Origin of the sequence: Paenibacillus zeirhizosphaerae (genome assembly GCF_030705605.1) — a bacterium.
Lineage (GTDB): Bacteria > Bacillota > Bacilli > Paenibacillales > Paenibacillaceae > Paenibacillus > Paenibacillus zeirhizosphaerae.
This window is the reverse complement of record NZ_JAPCKK010000006.1, coordinates 161,094-178,640: the sequence shown is the minus strand read 5'-3', so window position 1 is coordinate 178,640 and position 17,547 is coordinate 161,094. Positions and strand designations below refer to the sequence as shown.

Below are 17,547 nucleotides of genomic sequence, written 5' to 3'. Positions count from 1 at the left end.
TTTTTCTACTTCCAGTCAAAAGCCCTTCCTGTTACCGTTTATCCAACAGCCTGGACAGTGCACTGCCGGCAAATTGGATCGCTTGCACCAGAATAATCATAATGATAATCGTAAATACCATAATTTCCGTCTCAAAGCGCTGATATCCGTACCGGATGGCAAAATCCCCCACGCCCCCTCCGCCGACAACCCCCATAACCGTGGAGTAGGAAATGAAGCTGATCGTGGCGGTGGTCAGTCCCAGGACAAGCCCGGAGCGTGCTTCCACATACAGGAATTTAACGATCATCTGGATCGTCGAGGCCCCCATCGAGGAGGCGGCTTCCATCACTCCGCGCGGAACGTCCAGCAGAGATTGCTCCACCAGTCTTGCGTAATAGGCAATCGCCACCACAGCCAGAGGCACGGTCGCAGCCAGTGTACCCAGAGCCGTTCCCACGACCAGGCGTGTAAATGGAATCAGGAATACGACCAACAGCAGAAACGGAAACGAGCGGACAATATTCACGAAGGTGTCCAGAACCGTAAACAGCAGACGATTCGCGTAAGGCTGTCCTTTTCTGCACAAAAACAAAACAGTCCCCAGCGGCAGACCGACCAGCAGCGCCGCCAGTATGGAAATGCTGACCATGACGAAGGTTTCACCAATGGCCTGCCAGATTTCGGATTGATATTTCACGACATCTGCCAGCATCTGCTCAAGCATCGTCCAGTCCCTCCCCATCTGCCACCGCAGCCGTCCGCACAATTTTCCCCTGCTCCATGACCGACACCCGGCTGCATATCCTCTTCACAACATTCATATCATGCGTCACAATGAGGATGGTAACACCGTAGGTCTGATTCACATGGCGCAGCACCTCCAGAATGTCTGCGGTTGTCTGCGGATCCAGCGCGGAAGTCGGCTCGTCACAAAGCAGCACCTGCGGACTGTTGGCCAGCGCTCTTGCAATCGCCACCCGCTGCATCTGTCCGCCGCTGAGCTGTGAGGGATACTGGTTCGCTTTATCCTCCAGCCCTACAAACCTCAGACATTCGTCGATACGTGCTAACCGCTCCGGCTTCGGCACCCCGGCAAGCTCCATCGCCATGGAGATATTCCGGCTGACGGTACGGTTAAGCACAAGGTTGTACTGCTGGAAGATCATGCCGATCGAGTGTCTGGCCTTGCGGAGCTGCCGGGTGGCGAGGGCTGTCAGCTCCTTGTCCCCTACAAAGACCTTGCCCTGATCCGGACGCTCCAGGACATTAATCATACGCAGCAAAGTGGATTTACCGGCTCCACTGGCGCCGATGATACCGTGTATTTCTCCTGTACCCACCTCAAGGCTGACCGATTGCACAGCATTAAAGGAACCGCCTCGGTCCTTGAAGGTTTTGCTTACCTGCTGCAAAGAAATCATGGGAGCCTGCTCCTCCTGCCGCGTTAAATCTGACCACCCGCACACACACATGAAGAAAGCCCGCAGGACCATCAACGGTCTGTACGAGCGGCTTGTTAGAGTTAATACCAAGTCCTAATCATACCACAGTACTAGAAAGTACGGTACAAAGAATATTATATTCATAGTTTCTATGCAAAAAACACGAAAATAATGTTATTATTCATGACATATTATCTTTTCCAGAATCGTATCGACAGAATTTTCACCCATTGAATGTTATTTTTCATGACATTCAGTTATTCTATTGCTTCGTTTGATCAAAGGAGGGGGGCGAGTGAATCAATGGCTTGGCCGGTCTTTAAAGAGAAAGCTGTCCTTTATTTTAATTCTGGCTATGATTGTTCCCATTATTTCTTTAGGTTTTTTTTCATACGATACCGCATCTTCCCTCTCAGAAGAAAAAGCCAAGCTTACAGGCATGAACATCCTGCGCCAGCTCGATACGCAGCTCCAGTTGATGGTTAAGGATGTCGAAAGCATGTCCATTTTCCTGATCGGTGATGAAGACGTACAGCAGTATCTGCGCGCTTCCCGCGGCAATGTCGTACTTCGCACATCCATTATCGTGTTTCTAACCAACCTGGTCTTCTCCAAGGATTATATCGCGAATATCAGCATCATTCCGGACGACAACAAGGAAGTCATATCTTATTCGTCCAAACCATTTGAAGGGCTCTCATTTACTCTACCAGAGAACGGCCCGTTCTCCGAAGGGGAACTCCCGGAAAAGGTCTGGTCCATCCCTTCGAATGAGAAAGGATCGAACCCAGCCGGGAATACGATTACGCTGACACGGCCAATCCGCAGCACCTATACTTACATGCCGCTTGGGTACCTTACCATCAGCCTGAATCAATCTGTGATCTCACGCTATCTCCGCCAATCCGGCATGGAAGGCGACGGGTATGTGCTGCTGCTGGATGGGGACAACCGCATTATAGCCGGACAGGAGCAGGTCCCCGGGGCGCGGAGCTTGGCTGCGCTCTTTCCCGGAATCCATCTGCCGGAGGCTCCTTCCGGCTTCCTGAATTACGGAAAGGGCAGTGATCGGAAGACCCTTATGTATTATAAAATGCCAAATACAGATTGGGTGCTGTTAGGGGTCATCCCTTTCGCCCAATACAGCAGCGAGAACCAGTATCTGCTGCGGCTGACCGCCCTGGTCATTGCGGCTGCGGCCTTCATCATTGCAGCGATCCTGCTCTTTCTAATCTCCAGCATTACCAAGCCGCTGCACCGGCTGACTGTATTCCTGAAACAGGGCAATCTGGAGGCCAAGCTCCCCGTTCCCTCCACGGATGAGATTGGCCAGCTTATCATCAGTTATAACCGCTTAAGCCGCCGCATCCGCCGCCTGACCGCACAGGTCAAGGAGAACGAGGCGCGTAAAAAGGAAGCTGATTTGCTTGCACTGCAGGCTCAAATCAATCCTCATTTTCTTTACAATACGCTTGCCTCTGTACACTGGATGGCCTTGATGAACAGAGATAATGGCATTGCGTCGATGGTTGACTCGTTAAGCAGCTTTCTGCGCTTCAGTCTGAACCAGGGCGAAGAATTCTGTGAGGTCCAGCAGGAAATCGCCCATGTGGAAAGTTATATACAGATTCAATCCATTCGTTACCCGGATCAATTTACAGTAGATTTCAGGGTCGATCCTGATTGCCTGCATAAAAAAACGCTCAAGCTGCTGCTGCAGCCGCTGATCGAGAATGCGATCCTGCACGGTGTTCTGCAAACCGGAGAGCAGGGCCGCATAAGCATAAGGGTAAGATCATCGGGCAGCGGGATGGTCTTTACCGTACAGGATAACGGAGTGGGCATGAGCCCTCATGTATTGAGACAGCTCCATTCTTCTTTGACACTGACCAGACGGCCGCGTTCCGGCAGCGGAAGCTACGGACTTCGGAATGTGCACAGCCGTCTTACGATGCATTATTCCGGAAATGAGGGCCTTCAGGTCCAAAGCGCGGAAGGCCGCGGCACCAAGATTTCGTTTACCATTCCCTATATTGGAGGAGATGAATCATGAAGCTGCTGATCGTGGACGATGAGGTCATCATACGCAGAGGCCTCAGCACCGTAATCCCCTGGAAGGAGCATGGTTTTACGCTGCTTAAGCCTGCCGCCTCCGCGGAAGAAGCGCTCCTCCGCTTCCCGGGCGAGCAGCCCCAGATTGTATTTACCGACATTCAGATGACAGGCAAGAATGGACTGGATATGACCGCTGAAATTAAGGAAGCCTACCCGCAAACCGAGATCGTCGTGCTCTCCGTTCATGATCAATTTCAATTTACACAGCAGGCGATCCGCTACGGAGTGGCCGATTACATTTTGAAAACAAGCAGCCCTGAAGAAATTATTAACGCAGCCGTTAAAGCGCGCAGCCGCATTCTGAGCAGAAGCCAGCAGAGGCTAAAAAACAAAGCGGATGAACATAGAATCCGGCAAAACGGCGTCCTGGAGGACCTCCTACTGAACGGGCGCATACCCGCAAGCGGGAAGCAGAACGAATTAGACAGCCTGCTGGCTGGAATAGGCTCCTCCCTGGACAAGCCTTTGCCGCCGCTGCAGGTATTGATGATATCCTTACTCTCCGATTCCGGACAGCAGGTCAGCCTTACGGATGAGGCTGTGTCATCTGTAGAACAGCATTTGAAGCGTCTGTTCCCTGCTGCCATGCTCCGGCAGGAGCATAACATGCTGGCTGTCATTAGCCTCCATGCCGTCACTAATCCTAACAGCAAGCTTCTGGAGGCAGCCGGCCACATTGAGCGAAAGCTGGACCAACGCCTGTTCATTTCCGCCGGCCCGGTGGTTCAGAGCCTTCAGCAGCTCCACGCCTCCTATATCCAGGCGAAGCAGACTCATGGCTATCGTGGGTTCGTAGGCGGCGGCAGGCTGGTAACGTCCGAGCAGGTACAGGGACGGAAAGGAATCGATTTGGCCCGCTCCCCGGAAGATGAAGCCCGTCTCATACGAGCGCTTAAGAGCGGAGAGCGGGATAACCTGCACCTTCTGGCGGAAGAATTGTGCACAGAAGCCCAAGCCAATCCGCAGGCCACTCCAGAATCCTTCCATGCCTATATCCAACTGCTGCTCATGACAGGCTACCGCTGGCTTGAGCGTTCCGCCCGGGAGAGCGGAGCAGAAATGCCAGCCGCCGGACTGCGGGTGCCCTCGCTGAAGACGCTGCTTAGCGACCCCGAAGGAGTGCTTACCCGCCATCTGGAGGAAATGATGGACATTTATCTGACATGGTCTGACAATACCAACCGGTATATTAAAGAGGCGATCGCCTTTATTCGCGGTAACCTCGTCCACAACATCACCCTGCAGCAGGTTGCCGCTCATACCCATGTTCATCCAAATTATTTAAGCGATTTGTTCAAGCGAGAAACCGGAAGGAACTACATCGAATTTATTACAGCCGAACGAATGGAGAGGGCCATGGCCGCGTTGTCGGGGACCACGCTCCGCGTCAAGGAGATTGCCAGAAGCGTTGGGTATGAGGATATGAAATATTTCACTCAGTTGTTCAAGCGGCATACCGGACTCACTCCGTCAGAGTATCGCAGCAACTGCTGAATTTTATCCCCCCTCCCCTTAACTCTCTCCCCTTACCTGGGGGCGGGAGTTTTTATATTATAGGAGAAACATTAACGGATGGAGGTAAGAAAACATGACAAAAGCTTTCAAAGTTCTTATCACTGTACTTACACTGTGTCTGATCGTAGCCGGATGCGGTGGCGGTGGTGGCAACAGCACGGGTGCCGAAGGTGGCTCCGGCAGCGGCGATCGCGCTGAAACCATCACGCTGTCCATCTGGCATAACTATTCCGGTGACGACCTCCGTGCCCAAACGATGCGCCGCCTGATCGACGAATTCCAGCAGGAGCATCCCGAGGTGAAGGTGGATTCACAGCCTATCCCTACCGACGCCTACCGCCAACGGATTCAGACGGTAGCCGCCGCCAAGGAAATGCCCGATCTGTTCCTGACCTATGCAGGCAGCTTCACAGATGAATTTCAGAAAGCGGGCCTGATTCAGCCGGTTACCTCAGTGCTGGAAGAACACAAGGATTGGGCCGATGGCTTCCTGCCTGGCGCAACCGATATCTACAATTATGACGGCGAGGTTTATTCCGCTCCAGTCGCCATGTCTGCCACCTCCTTCCTCTTCTATAATAAAGAACTCTTTGAACAAAACGGCGTAAAGGTCCCTACCACCTGGGAAGAACTGCTGGCCGCCATTGAAAAATTCAAAGCCGCCGGCATTACGCCAATCGCCCTCGGCAACCAGGCACCATGGGTAGCTCAATCGACCCTGTTCGGCGTCATGGCAGACCGTGTAACCGGCAGTGACTGGTTCATGAACGCCAAGGACGGCAATGGAGCTTCTTTTGCAGATCCGCAGTTCCTGCAATCTTTAACTTACTTCAAACAGCTTGTTGACGTAGGAGCATTCCCAGAAGGCGCCAACAGCTTGGATAATACGCAGGCCGAGCAGCAGTTCATTCAAGGCAATGCCGCCATGATCATGAACGGAGCATGGTCTATCAGCAACTGGGCCGCTGCCGCATCCGAAGAACAGATTAACAAGGTGGGCATTACAGTATTCCCAACCATGCCGAACGGCCTTGGAGAAGCCAACACCATTACCGGTGGTCCAGGCGGCGGCTTCGTGCTTAACGCCAATCTCGAAGGAGAGAAGCTTGAGCTGGCAAAGCAGCTCTTCTACAAACTGAGCAGCGCAGAGGCGCAGAAGGCCATCGCAGAAAGCAACTCCATGGTCATGTATAACGTCGAAATCGATGAATCGAAGGTAACCCCTTTGTTCTACGAAGCGTTCAATCTGGTCAAAACACTGCAATTCAGTCCCGTGTATGACCTGTACCTGTCCGCCGCTGGCGGCGAGGCCGTCAATAACGGACTGCAGGAAATGATGCTGGGCGGAGATCCCGCCGCTGTCGCAGAGAAGCTGCAAACGACCCAAGCGGCCGCCACTGGCAAGTAATTTTATTAAAGAGCTATGCCGCTTCGCAGCACCACCGATAAATGAAATTCGGACCGCACCCTCGGGTGCGGCTTCCGTATAACAGGCCAAGTGCTGGAACTTTAGTGAAGAAAAAAGGAGGGGGAGGTTATGAGCACTGCTGCACGGTTAAGAGGTTTTCTTTTCCTTTGTCTGGTGCCTTCTATCGTTCTTTATGGTTTTTTTGTCATCGTGCCTATCATATGGTCGGCCTATTACGGTTTTTTTGACTGGAGCGGAATCGGTACGGCCAAATTTACCGGCTGGGATAACTACATTTCAGTCATCCAGGACCCTCTGTTCTGGCGCTCGTTCAAGAACAACATTATCATTGTCTGCGCATCGGTGTTCGGTCAGGTCCCGATCGCCCTTGTGCTGTCGCTGCTGCTGACCCGCAACCGCTGGTTCTACCGTGTCATCCGCTCTGCCGTATTTATGCCAATGGTTCTCTCTACCGTCGTCATCGGACTGATCTGGAAGTACATCTATCATCCGCAGATCGGCATATTAAATTTGCTGCTGAATGCGGTAGGACTAGAATCCTGGGCCCAGCCCTGGCTGTCTGATCCGGATATCAATATGTATGCGCTCTCGATACCGATCATCTGGAGTAATATCGGTCCTTATCTGATTATTTTCATTGCAGCCATACAGAATTTGCCCTCCGAGGTGGAGGAAGCCGCGATGCTCGAAGGGGCCGTTGGGCCGAAGAAGCTCTTCTACATTACGCTGCCGATGATCTGGAACACGATCAAGGTAACCGTCATGATGTGTATCGCGGGCAGCCTTAAAGCGTTCGACCAGGTATTCGTCATGACACACGGCGGCCCGGCGCATACGACCGAGCTGCTTGCAACCTACATGTACAACAGCACGTTCGCCGTTTACCGGTATGGCTACGGTTCAGCGATTTCAACATGGATCGTAGTGATCAGCGCTCTTCTGATCCTGCTCAGCCAGATGCTTATGAATCGCAAAAAGCTGGAAGGGAGCTGAGCTGATGAAACAACCCGATCTCACCTCCGGTCTGCCGCTTGCCCGGCAGGGAGGCAACAAGAAGCGACTGCCGATATCACGTTGGATACGGAATGCCCTGCTCACATTCTATGCACTGTTGACCTTATACCCTTTATATTGGCTTTTTATCAGTGCCTTCAAGACCAATGAAGAATTTTTCAGCAGCCCGTTCTCGCTGCCGCAGGCACCGTCCTTCGACAACATGATCCGGGCGTGGAAGCTCGCGGGCATGGGGCAAGCCATGATCAATTCCGCCGTCGTTACCGTATTAGCCATGCTCCTGACGCTGTTACTCGGCGCGATGAGCGCGTTCGTCCTGTCACGGTTCCAATTCCGTTGGCGTGGTGCCATTATGGCCTTTTTCCTGCTAGGGATGCTCATTCCGATCCACAGCACGCTTGTCCCGCTATTTATCATGCTTAAAAACATCAACATGCTGGATACGTATTGGGCCTTAATTCTGCCTTACACGGCGTTCGAGCTGTCGCTTGCTATTTTCCTGATTGCGGCTTACATGACGTCCATTCCGAAAGAGGTTGAAGAAGCCGCGCTAATTGACGGCATGGGCTACTGGGGGCTGTTCATCCGCATCATTCTTCCATTGTCGGTGCCCGGCATGGCGACGGTGGCCATTCTGGCTTTCCTCCGCTACTGGAATGATTTTGCCTTTGCGCTCGTGTTCATCAACTCGCAGGCGCTCAAGACACTCCCGCTGAGCCTGTCCATCTTCTCCGACGGATTCGGGACCGATTACGGGCTGACCATGGCCGCCATGGCGATTGCAGTGGTCCCTACCATCGTGATTTATCTGATCTTTCAGGAGCAGATTATGAAAGGGATGGTTGCGGGGGCTGTGAAAGGGTGACGGGAGCGCAACGAGACGCTCTGAGACGCTCCGAGAACGAAGCATTCCTACAATCGCTGTTGCCCCTTTGGGGCAAAGGCGAACGCTTCGCTTTTCCGGGATTGCTTCGTTCTCTCCGCTGCTGCGTGCGTCTCCCCTCTGCTTAATAATATTAAAAAGATAAAGATCAAGAACAGGTGACAACAGCCCCTGCTCTTGATCTTTTGTATTCTGAGCTGACTCTCTACTACGGACAAAGGTAATAAGAGAAGCTGGATATCAGCAAGGCGATCCCCTGGATCACCGGTTCAGTTCTCTCCCGGATAACGTAATCCCCATTGGTTGCGGCATGCATCCAGCAGTCTCATAATACCGAGGGATTCGTCCAGCGTAATAGACGGACTCTCGATAAGGCCTTCGCTCAGGCAGCGGCCTACTTCTTCCGCCTCAAAGACATATCCGGCCGAAGCCCGGTCATCAGTGAAGGTCTCTGCCTCTTTGCCCCCGATATGTAATACCGCCGTCTTGGAATTCAGAAAGGATGGAATATGAATATAACCCTCGGTTCCATGGATATAGGCGTCATTGGTCAGGCCAAGACGCACTGCTCCGTTCAGCATCGCCGTCCGGCCTCCGCTGTAAGACAGCATAATCGAGAATTCTTCATCGACACCGGTTTCGCCGATATGCGCCTTGCTGTAAATATCCTCCGGCTCGTAGCCGAAGATCCAAGATGCGAAGGATACTGGGTAAATCCCTGCATCCAGCAGTGCTCCGCCCCCCAGCTCAAGGTTCAGCAGCCGGCCCTCCGGCTTCCAATCCGAACGAAAGCCGAACTCGGCCTTCACCAAGCGCACTTCCCCGATCTTCCCGGCGTCTATCCATTCCCGCACCTTGCGGATTGTCGGCAGGAAACGGGTCCACATCGCCTCCATCAGGAACAGGTTTTTCTCTCTGGCGAGGGTAATCATTTCCTCCAGCTCACCGCTGTTCAGGGTAAAAGGCTTCTCACACAGCACTGCCTTGCCTGCACGCAGCGCGTCCAGCACATTTTCCTTGTGGAAAGGATGCGGCGTACCGATATACACGGCATCCACCTCAGGATCGCTTAACAGCTCCTCATAACTTCCATAGGCGTGAGGAATTTGATATTTATCCGCAAACTCACTGGCGCTTTCGAGGGTCCGGGAACCGACCGCGTACAGCTCTCCGTTCTCCACATGGACAAAATCAGCCGTAAATTTCCCGGCAATCCAGCCGGTGCTGATAATGCCCCATTTCACTTTTTTCCCATCGTTCTGTCCCATTCAATCCGCCTCCTCAAAGTGTTGATGCACACCTGCCGCAAGCTGCCGTAAAAGATATGTAATCGATTTCTTTTCTATTTTAGCAAATCCGCGCATGCAAAAAAAGGCGATGCCTTAACGTATAAAGCATCCCCTTTCTTGCACCTGCTTGCTCCACCTATAGCGCGGGGGTTAATCCGCCTCCATATACTTCCATTCATCTTCAGGCATGTAATATTCATCTGACGAGAAACGCTGCTCCTTGAACGGGTCGGCTGTATTATGAAACCCGTTGCTCTCCCAGTACCCCGGCCGGTCTTGCTTCATGAACTCAATGCCTCGAATCCACTTGGCGCTTTTCCAGAAGTAGAATTCGGGCACAACCAGACGCAGCGGCCAGCCATGCTTGGCGGTCAGCGGCTTGCCGTCATAGCTCCAGGCCAGCAGCACGTCATCCTTCAGCAAATCCGCAAGCTTCAGGTTGGTCTCGTAATCCGGATCGGCATGGATCATGACGTATTCGGCACCAGGCTTTACCCCGATCTCCTTCATCAGGTCAGAGAAACGCACACCCTCCCAGGGCGTGTCGAACTTGGACCAGCGGGTCACACAATGGATGTCGCTGACCGTCCGGGTTACAGGCAGCTCTTGCAGCTCTGTAAACGTAAACGTCCGCTCCTCCTCCACTTCGCCGAAAATACGCAAATCCCAGGTGGCCAGATCGTATTCGGGAACCCTCCCTTCATGCAGGATGGGAAAGCTCTCAGTGAGCGTCTGTCCGGGCGGCAGGCGGCGCTGCCGCTCCGCATCCAGCTCGGGACGTTCCGGCACCCGCGCCGCCTTGAGGCGGTCGGCTTTGTTTTGCATATGTTTCTCCTCCACAACAGGGAATTTCAGGAGCACAATTCGCCCCAGTTATATATATTATCCGCTGCACATCAGCATTTGAACCTCCGACTTGCTTTACCATTGTACAATAATTCACTTAACAAAGAAATAATGAGCCTAAACTCCCATAGACGAATGTGATCAATTCTGTTAAAAATAGGTAAATGGGTGCCCAGAAATTCCATACCATTCTGAAAGGCAGGAATAGAAATGTCCAAACTCAGCCTCCGTTCATTTACAAGTGCCCGCCGCATGTGGTGTACGCCGCTCCTTTGCCTGACGCTTATCCTATCTGCATTCGGCTTGACGGGACCCGCTCCAACGGCCAGCGCAGCCGGCGAACAAAAGCCTTTTCCGCAGCAGGTTAGTTACCCCGGAGTGATCAAGCCCAATCATGTCAGCCAGGCTGCCATGAACCAGTCCGTCGCCTCTTATTATAATTATTGGAAATCCGCTTACCTCCGCAATGATCTGTCCTCCCTTCCCGGAGGATACTATGTAAAAGGCGATATTACCGGTGACGCGGAAGGCTTTGAGCCGCTTGGCACCTCCGAAGGCCAGGGGTACGGCATGGTCATAACAGCACTTATGGCCGGTCATGATGCGAATGCCCAGACGATTTATAACGGCTTGTTCAAAACTGCGCGTGCCTACAAAAGCTCCGGCAATCCTGGTCTGATGGGATGGGTTGTGGCGGATGATCCTGCCGCTCAGGGGCATTTCGGCTCGGCGACAGACGGAGACCTGGACATTGCCTATTCACTCGTTCTTGCTCATGATCAGTGGGGCTCCAGCGGCTCGGTAAACTATTTGCAGGAAGCCACCCATATGATCAATGCCATTAAAACCAGCTACGTCACCACCAACAACGGACTGAATTTGGGAGACTGGGACTCCAAAACCACCTATGACACACGTCCTTCCGACTGGATGCTCAGCCATCTGCGGGCTTTCTATGCTGTCACGAACGACCAGACCTGGCTGAACGTTATCAATAACCTGTACAGCAAATATGCGCAGCTCAGCAGCACCCACTCACCGGTTACCGGACTGATTTCCGATTTTGTCGTCGGCAATCCCGCCCAGCCTGCCGGGCCTTGGTTCCTTGATGAATCCCAATACACAGGCGCCTATTACTACAATGCAGCCCGCGTTCCCCTACGCATCGTTATGGATTACGCGTTGTACGGAGACCAGAGAGGCAAAACGATCTCCACCAAAATCGCAGGCTGGATCAAAGGCAAAACCGGCGGCAATCCGGCTAATGTCCGGGATGGCTACCAGTTGAACGGAACGGCCTTCGGCGGATATGCTACTGCTGTATTTGTGGCCCCGTTCGTTGCGGCCGGTGTATCCGACAGCAGTCACCAGGCATGGGTCAATTCAGGCTGGGACTGGATGATCAACCAACGGGAAAACTATTTTAGCGACTCCTATAACCTGCTCAGCATGCTGTTCATTTCAGGCAACTGGTGGAAGCCAGGCTCCTCCGGCGGAACTACTCCTCCTCCTACAGGCACGAACCTGGCCGCAGGTAAAAGCGCCCAAGCCAGCTCGACAGAGGCAGCTGGTTTCGAACCTTCACGCGCCTTCGACGGAAATACCACAACCCGCTGGGCCAGCGCGGAAGGCATTGATCCGCAATGGCTGTACGTGGATCTCGGGAGCACACGAAGCATCAACAAAGTCATCCTGAACTGGGAATCCGCTTATGCAACCAGCTACCAGATCCAGATATCGACGGACAGCGGATCTCCGGTCAATTGGACCCAGGTATATTCCAAGACCAACGGACAAGGCGGCACAGAGACGATTAACTTCCAGACGACCAATGCCCGCTATGTCCGGATGCTGGGAACAGGCAGAGGCACGCCGTACGGATATTCCCTCTATGAATTCGGCGTGTATGGGCCGAGCTGATACAGTATCCAAGCTATAGAACTTGGCATAAAACAGCCCTCCAGTGCAAAAAACACTGAAGGGCTGCTGTTCGTCAATCCTAGGATCATTTCAACGTTCCTGCTGCTTCGTAACCTATCCGGTCACTTTTCCGGTCACTTTCGCCCCATGCTCCTGTACATCAGGAACAGAAAATATGGCGAGCCGATCAGAGAGATCATCAGCCCTGAAGGGATTTCCTTTGGTGCCAGCAGGATGCGGCCGATCGTGTCGGCCAGCACAAGCAGCACCGCCCCAAGCAGGCCGGAAAGGATAAGCAGGTGCCGCGTGCGATGACCGATTAGGAGCCGGGCGGCATGCGGTGCCATCAAGCCGACAAAACCAATCGTGCCGACGCTTGACACGGCTCCGGCCGCAAGCAGCACACCGGCGGCCATAGCCAGCAGTCGGGTGCGCCGCACCTGCAAGCCGAGGCCGGTCGAGCTCTCATCGCTGAAGGCCAGCACATCGAACTTGCGGCCAAGCGTCCAGGACACGGGCAACAATACCGCGATAAAACAGACGATGACGAGCAAATCCTGCCAGCCACGCGCATAGGTGCTGCCATTAATCCAGATCAGCGCCTTGTTCCCGGAAAAGCTTCCCCTCACCAGCAACGCCTGGATGCCAGCCGAAGCGGCGGCGGATACGGCAATGCCAAGCAAAATCAGAACAGACGGCTGCAGCGATTTACGCCAGGCCAGCAGGAGAACAATCGAAGCAGCCGTCACGGCTCCGGCTATGGCCGCAACCGGAAGAAAGCCAAACGGAACCTGCGGCCAGACGACGATCAGCAGCAGTGCTCCCAGCCCTGCGCCGGGTGCTGCGCCAATAATCCAGGAGTCAGCCAGCGGGTTGCGGATGGCACTTTGAATCAGCACACCGCTGACCGCAAGCGCAAAACCGGCCACGGCAGCTACGAGTATACGCGGCATGCGCAAGTTCAGCAGGATCGAATAAGACGAGGTGCTGTCCGCTCCGATAAGACTGCCCCACAGCTCGTTCAGTGGGATGCGGGTGCTTCCCAGCGTAAAGCTCACGAGAATGAACGTAAGCAGCAGTACCAGCAGCACCAGAGCAAGCGGAACGAACCGCATACGAGCGGCTGAACCACCGACCATGACGGACGGCTGCGCCGACCCGGTGGTGATCCCCTTCAGCTTGCGCAGCACCAGCCCAATCAGCCACGGCGCACCCACCGCCGCCATGACCGCGCCGACCGGCAATTCTCCTACCTCGCTGCGAAGCATACGTGCGATGATATCCGCGGCAATAAGCAGCACCGCTCCCCATAATGCACTGGCCGGAATCACCAGACGATGGGCGCGAAGCCCCGCCATGCGCACCAGATGGGGTGCCAGCAGGCCGATAAAACCGATCGGTCCGGCCACGCTGACAACAATAGCCGCAAGCAGCACGGACAGCCCAACTCCGGCAAAACGAATCCAGCCTCCCCGCTGTCCCAGCGACTGCGCCGTCGATTCGTCCAACTCGAGCACATCGAATTGTCTTCCCAGCAAAAAGGCCACCAGCAGTCCCGTGATGACCCAAGGCCAGGCGTATTCCGCACCGCTCCAGTTGATCTGCTCCAGCGATCCCGCTCCCCATAGAAACAGTGAACGCGTCTGCAGCGGGTTCAAAATGTGTAGCGCCGCCGTAAACGATCCGAGAACCATCGATACGATGATGCCGGAGAGAGCCAGCCGGACCGGCGCCGCGGCGCGGCCGCCGCCCAGCAAATAAGCGGCGAGGGCCGCCAGCGCCCCGCCCGCTGCAGCAAATACAAAAGGAGAATGGTGGAGCTGCAGCGGAAACGCAACCGTGCCCAGCACCACCATAAAATAAGCGCCGGCGTTAATGCCCAGCGTATCGGCCGCGGCCAACGGATTGCGCGTAATCGTCTGCAGCAGCACACCTGCGACCGCAAATGCCGCGCCTGCCAGCAGGCCGATGACGGCGCGTGGCATACGGATATCCCAGATCGAATGATGGTAGGGGTCGTCCTGCGGCATCAGCAGCGCTTCGAAGATGTCCGAGGGAGGAATAGGCGCGTCACCCACATACAAGCTGAGCAGGAATAAGGCAAGAAGAGCGACAACCCCTCCCCCGAATATGCCGGCCAGCCTCATGGCTGCAACGATTTAACAACTTCGTCGACAAGCACCTTGGCCGATATCGGTCCGCCGAATAACCAGGTGCTTCCATCCAGCGCATAGTGCCGATTTTCTTTAACAAAAGCAAGGTCGTTCCATACCGAATTGGTCGTCAATTGCTGGTTGAACACATCATCCGTCTGCTGCGCCACAGACAGCAAAGTGGCATCCTGCACAGGAATGAGCTGCTCGACGCCCGTATCGGTGTATCCGTATTGCTCGAATTTGCCGGGTTTCCAGACGTTCTGCAGGCCGATACGATCCAGCGTTTGGATGGCCATCGACGTTTCTGTCATAGTCCACAAGGCGGCGGCATTCTGATCGCTGCGGCCCTGAATCAGAAGATAAGGCAAGTCCGCCTGATCGGCGGCGGCAAGCTTGGCTTTGGCCTCCTCGTAATGCTGGTTCAACCCGGCCACATACTGCTCCGCTTCCTCCGTCTTGCCCACTGCGGCCGCTATCTCGTTGAAAATGTCCATCATTCTCGTATATTGATCACCGTCTGCCGGATATTGAGTGAACATAATCGTTGGAGCAATAGCGTTAAGCTGATCATAAATCGCTTCCTGATAGGCGGTACCCGCGATAATCAGGTCCGGCTTCAGCGCAACGATCGCCTCCAGATCCGGCTCATCCTTTATGCCGAGCTCCATGACATCATCCGCTACTGCGGCCTCGGAAGGCATCCAATTTTTATACTCTTCGTTCTCCGCGTTGCCCACCGGCTGCATACCAAGCGCAACCAACGACTCGGTGAACAGCCAATCAAGCGATACGACACGGACAGCCGGCTTGTCCAGCTTCAGCTCGCCCTTGTCGTGTTTTATCGTTATCGGTCCTGTACCAGCGCCCTCAGTTCCTGCATCCGCCTGCTGCCTCTCTCCCGCTGTACCACCGTCAGAGCTCGCGTTGTTTGTCCCCGCACTTCCACAGGCCGTCAGAAAAATGATCAGCAGCGTTAATACCAGACCCGAAATTCCTTTGCGTTGTTTCATTCTTACGACTTCCTCTCGGCAATATTGATAATCATTATCATTGAGAATGTTAGCAACGTTCCTTTCACCCGTCAATGGACAAAGATGATACATAATTATTACATTTGTGATGACAATAGCTCGACTGCCTTATCGAGCTGCAGATCCATGGACAGCGGGTCATAGCCGTAAAAAACATTGTAATCCGGTGTATAAATACGCTTGCGGCAAGCCTGCTCCAATTGACGCCATTGGTCGGTCTCCAGCACAGACGACATCTCCGCATACCAATTCGAGTGATAGTGAAACAAAAAAATATGATCGGCGGCATAATTCGTAAGGGCCTCCGGCGCTACCGGTATATTGAGCAGCCCTTTGTCGATAATGTCCCGCTTGACCGCTGCCGGCGGCTTTAGCTGCAGCGCGTCGTAAATGACATTGCCGCCCATACTTGTCAAATTTCCATAGACATACAATTTTCCCGAGACGATTTTGACAATAAGCACGGTATCCCCCCGGCTTAGGAGCGGAGCCAGCCTGTCCCTTGACGCAGACGCTTTCCGGTCGAACATGGCCAGCCAATTGGCCGCCTGCTGCTCCCGGGCGACTGCAGCGGCCAGACAGAGTAATTCGCTGCGCCATGACGTGCATTCGCTCGGTAGCAGCAGCGCTGGAACACAATCACTCAATCGCTCCGCCCCTTCTTCATCGGAATACGCGATCGCCAGGTCAATGCCGAGCTCATCAAGTTTCTGTATAACGCTCTCGTTGTACCACTGCGTCTCCCGGAACGAAGACAAATCGCCCTGCCTCTTGTAATACGCGAGCATCCATGGTTTCATCCATTCACCAACGACGCCGAGCTTTGGCACGATGCCGAACGCTAGCAGGCATGAAGTTGCATGCGGATTAAGTGCCGCATAATTTTTTGGCCTCTTTCTGTATTCCGTCGGATACACGCCGGTCAACTGCTTAAATTTGCGGCTGAAATAATACCCGCTCCCAAAGCCTGTCGCTACTCCTATATCATGGACGCTTTGCCGTGTAAGCTGCAGCAGCTCGCGTCCTTTCCGAATACGCGCTCTGTTCAAATAGTCGATGAAGCTGCGGCCTGTTTCTTTCATGAATATTCTGGAAAAATGCTCAGGACTGATGCCAACCATCGCCGCCAATTGATCGCGTGTAACATGATCCTGATAATGCTCTCTGATATATCGAACAGAACGTTCGATCCATCGCTCCGGCCCGCCAGCTTCCCTTGAAAAGGAGGAACGAAAAACGCTGTCGAGCAACTGTGTAAATATCGATTGTACTTTCAACGAATCACGTTCCCTGTCAGGCTGCGCCGCAGCATGCAGCTCCTTGCACAGATGCAGCACCCGCTTAGGATAAGAAAGACGAATTTCTCCCGCCGGCAACGGGCTGGCTGCGGCCTGTTCGTATGCACCGCCGCCCGGGAAGCTCTCCGCAAAAACAAGGGTATCGAAAACAATGCGGTCGACCAGCAATTTCCGGGGCTCGTCGTTGATGATATACAGCCCCGTACCGGCTGGGCAAAATACGGCAATGCCTGGGGCGAGCATAATTTTTTTGCCAGCCATGTGCAATTCACCCATTCCTTCGCGTACAAACAAAAGCATATCGTACTCCGTCAAATTCCACTCTTTATCAGTAGGTTCATGGTAAGCCAGCAGTTGAATCGCTCTCGGGATAAAAGCCGTCGCATCCAACCGGTTTCCGGGCGGCCCGGCCGCAGACATATCCGGCTTAGGCCGATGCCTTCCGGAGCGCAGCTCTTGCCTGAGCTGCTCCGCTTCTTCTTCCGTCAATGAGCCTACATGCTTCACCAGGCGGTGCTTTCTCCGACCGGCGTCGTCTTTGTAGGCGGCCACGATCCGGTAATAACAATAAGTTTTGCCGTTTCGCGTTACGGTATGTTTTTTCAGGAACATGTTCGACAGCTCCCT

General features: G+C 53.9%; 13 protein-coding genes and 1 pseudogene. 7 read left to right on the top strand and 7 right to left on the bottom strand.

Annotated elements, in window-relative coordinates:
- Window positions 1–31 precede the first annotated feature (31 nt).
- Window positions 32–706, bottom strand: coding sequence for a methionine ABC transporter permease (locus OIN60_RS03695; RefSeq protein WP_305753526.1), 675 nt, complete (start codon window positions 704–706; stop codon window positions 32–34).
- On the bottom strand, window positions 699–1,403 hold the full coding sequence (locus OIN60_RS03690) for a methionine ABC transporter ATP-binding protein (protein ID WP_305753525.1): 705 nt from the start codon (window positions 1,401–1,403) through the stop codon (window positions 699–701). Before OIN60_RS03690 ends, OIN60_RS03695 begins: the two co-directional genes overlap by 8 nt.
- A gap of 316 nt (window positions 1,404–1,719) precedes the next feature.
- Between OIN60_RS03690 and OIN60_RS03685 the strand changes: the two genes are divergently transcribed.
- The 5 genes from OIN60_RS03685 to OIN60_RS03665 all read left to right on the top strand — a co-directional run bounded on the left by OIN60_RS03685 (window position 1,720) and on the right by OIN60_RS03665 (window position 8,362).
- Window positions 1,720–3,477: a cache domain-containing sensor histidine kinase gene (locus OIN60_RS03685; RefSeq protein ID WP_305753524.1), complete on the top strand. Its 1,758-nt coding sequence runs from the start codon at window positions 1,720–1,722 to the stop codon at window positions 3,475–3,477.
- The gene (locus OIN60_RS03680) at window positions 3,474–5,033 is read left to right on the top strand and encodes a helix-turn-helix domain-containing protein (RefSeq protein WP_305753523.1); all 1,560 of its coding nucleotides are present in this window, start codon (window positions 3,474–3,476) and stop codon (window positions 5,031–5,033) included. The genes OIN60_RS03685 and OIN60_RS03680 overlap by 4 nt, the downstream gene beginning before the upstream one ends.
- Window positions 5,034–5,127: 94 nt before the next feature.
- Window positions 5,128–6,462 carry an extracellular solute-binding protein gene (locus OIN60_RS03675; protein ID WP_305753522.1) on the top strand — a complete coding sequence of 445 codons (1,335 nt, stop codon included), beginning with the start codon at window positions 5,128–5,130 and terminating at the stop codon, window positions 6,460–6,462.
- 129 nt (window positions 6,463–6,591) lie between these two features.
- Entirely contained in the window at window positions 6,592–7,476 is an 885-nt protein-coding gene (locus OIN60_RS03670; protein WP_305753521.1) for a carbohydrate ABC transporter permease, read from the top strand.
- 4 nt (window positions 7,477–7,480) lie between these two features.
- Window positions 7,481–8,362 (top strand): carbohydrate ABC transporter permease, encoded by an 882-nt coding sequence (locus OIN60_RS03665; RefSeq protein ID WP_305753520.1) that lies wholly within the window; start codon window positions 7,481–7,483, stop codon window positions 8,360–8,362.
- 287 nt (window positions 8,363–8,649) lie between these two features.
- Here OIN60_RS03665 and OIN60_RS03660 read toward each other — a convergent pair whose 3' ends face one another.
- Together OIN60_RS03660 and OIN60_RS03655 are read right to left on the bottom strand one after the other, a co-directional pair.
- The gene (locus tag OIN60_RS03660; RefSeq protein WP_305753519.1) at window positions 8,650–9,648 is read right to left on the bottom strand and encodes a Gfo/Idh/MocA family protein; all 999 of its coding nucleotides are present in this window, start codon (window positions 9,646–9,648) and stop codon (window positions 8,650–8,652) included.
- A gap of 171 nt (window positions 9,649–9,819) precedes the next feature.
- Window positions 9,820–10,494 (bottom strand): sulfite oxidase-like oxidoreductase, encoded by a 675-nt coding sequence (locus OIN60_RS03655; RefSeq protein ID WP_305753518.1) that lies wholly within the window; start codon window positions 10,492–10,494, stop codon window positions 9,820–9,822.
- A gap of 348 nt (window positions 10,495–10,842) precedes the next feature.
- Between OIN60_RS03655 and OIN60_RS03650 the strand changes: the two are divergent.
- Window positions 10,843–11,997: pseudogene (locus tag OIN60_RS03650) on the top strand (family 8 glycosyl hydrolase); the annotation flags it as partial.
- Window positions 11,974–12,435 carry a discoidin domain-containing protein gene (locus OIN60_RS03645; RefSeq protein ID WP_305753545.1) on the top strand — a complete coding sequence of 154 codons (462 nt, stop codon included), beginning with the start codon at window positions 11,974–11,976 and terminating at the stop codon, window positions 12,433–12,435. The pseudogene OIN60_RS03650 and the gene OIN60_RS03645, both read left to right, overlap by 24 nt.
- 134 nt (window positions 12,436–12,569) lie before the next feature.
- Here the strand turns inward: OIN60_RS03645 and OIN60_RS03640 are convergent, their stop codons facing one another.
- The 3 genes from OIN60_RS03640 to OIN60_RS03630 form a co-directional block, all read right to left on the bottom strand.
- Window positions 12,570–14,582 (bottom strand): iron ABC transporter permease, encoded by a 2,013-nt coding sequence (locus tag OIN60_RS03640; protein WP_305753517.1) that lies wholly within the window; start codon window positions 14,580–14,582, stop codon window positions 12,570–12,572.
- Window positions 14,579–15,601: an ABC transporter substrate-binding protein gene (locus tag OIN60_RS03635; protein WP_305753516.1), complete on the bottom strand. Its 1,023-nt coding sequence runs from the start codon at window positions 15,599–15,601 to the stop codon at window positions 14,579–14,581. Before OIN60_RS03635 ends, OIN60_RS03640 begins: the two co-directional genes overlap by 4 nt.
- Before the next feature lie 98 nt (window positions 15,602–15,699).
- A complete protein-coding gene (locus OIN60_RS03630; RefSeq protein WP_305753515.1) occupies window positions 15,700–17,532 on the bottom strand; it encodes a helix-turn-helix domain-containing protein in 1,833 nt (610 codons plus the stop codon).
- Between the last annotated feature and the right edge of the window lie 15 nt (window positions 17,533–17,547).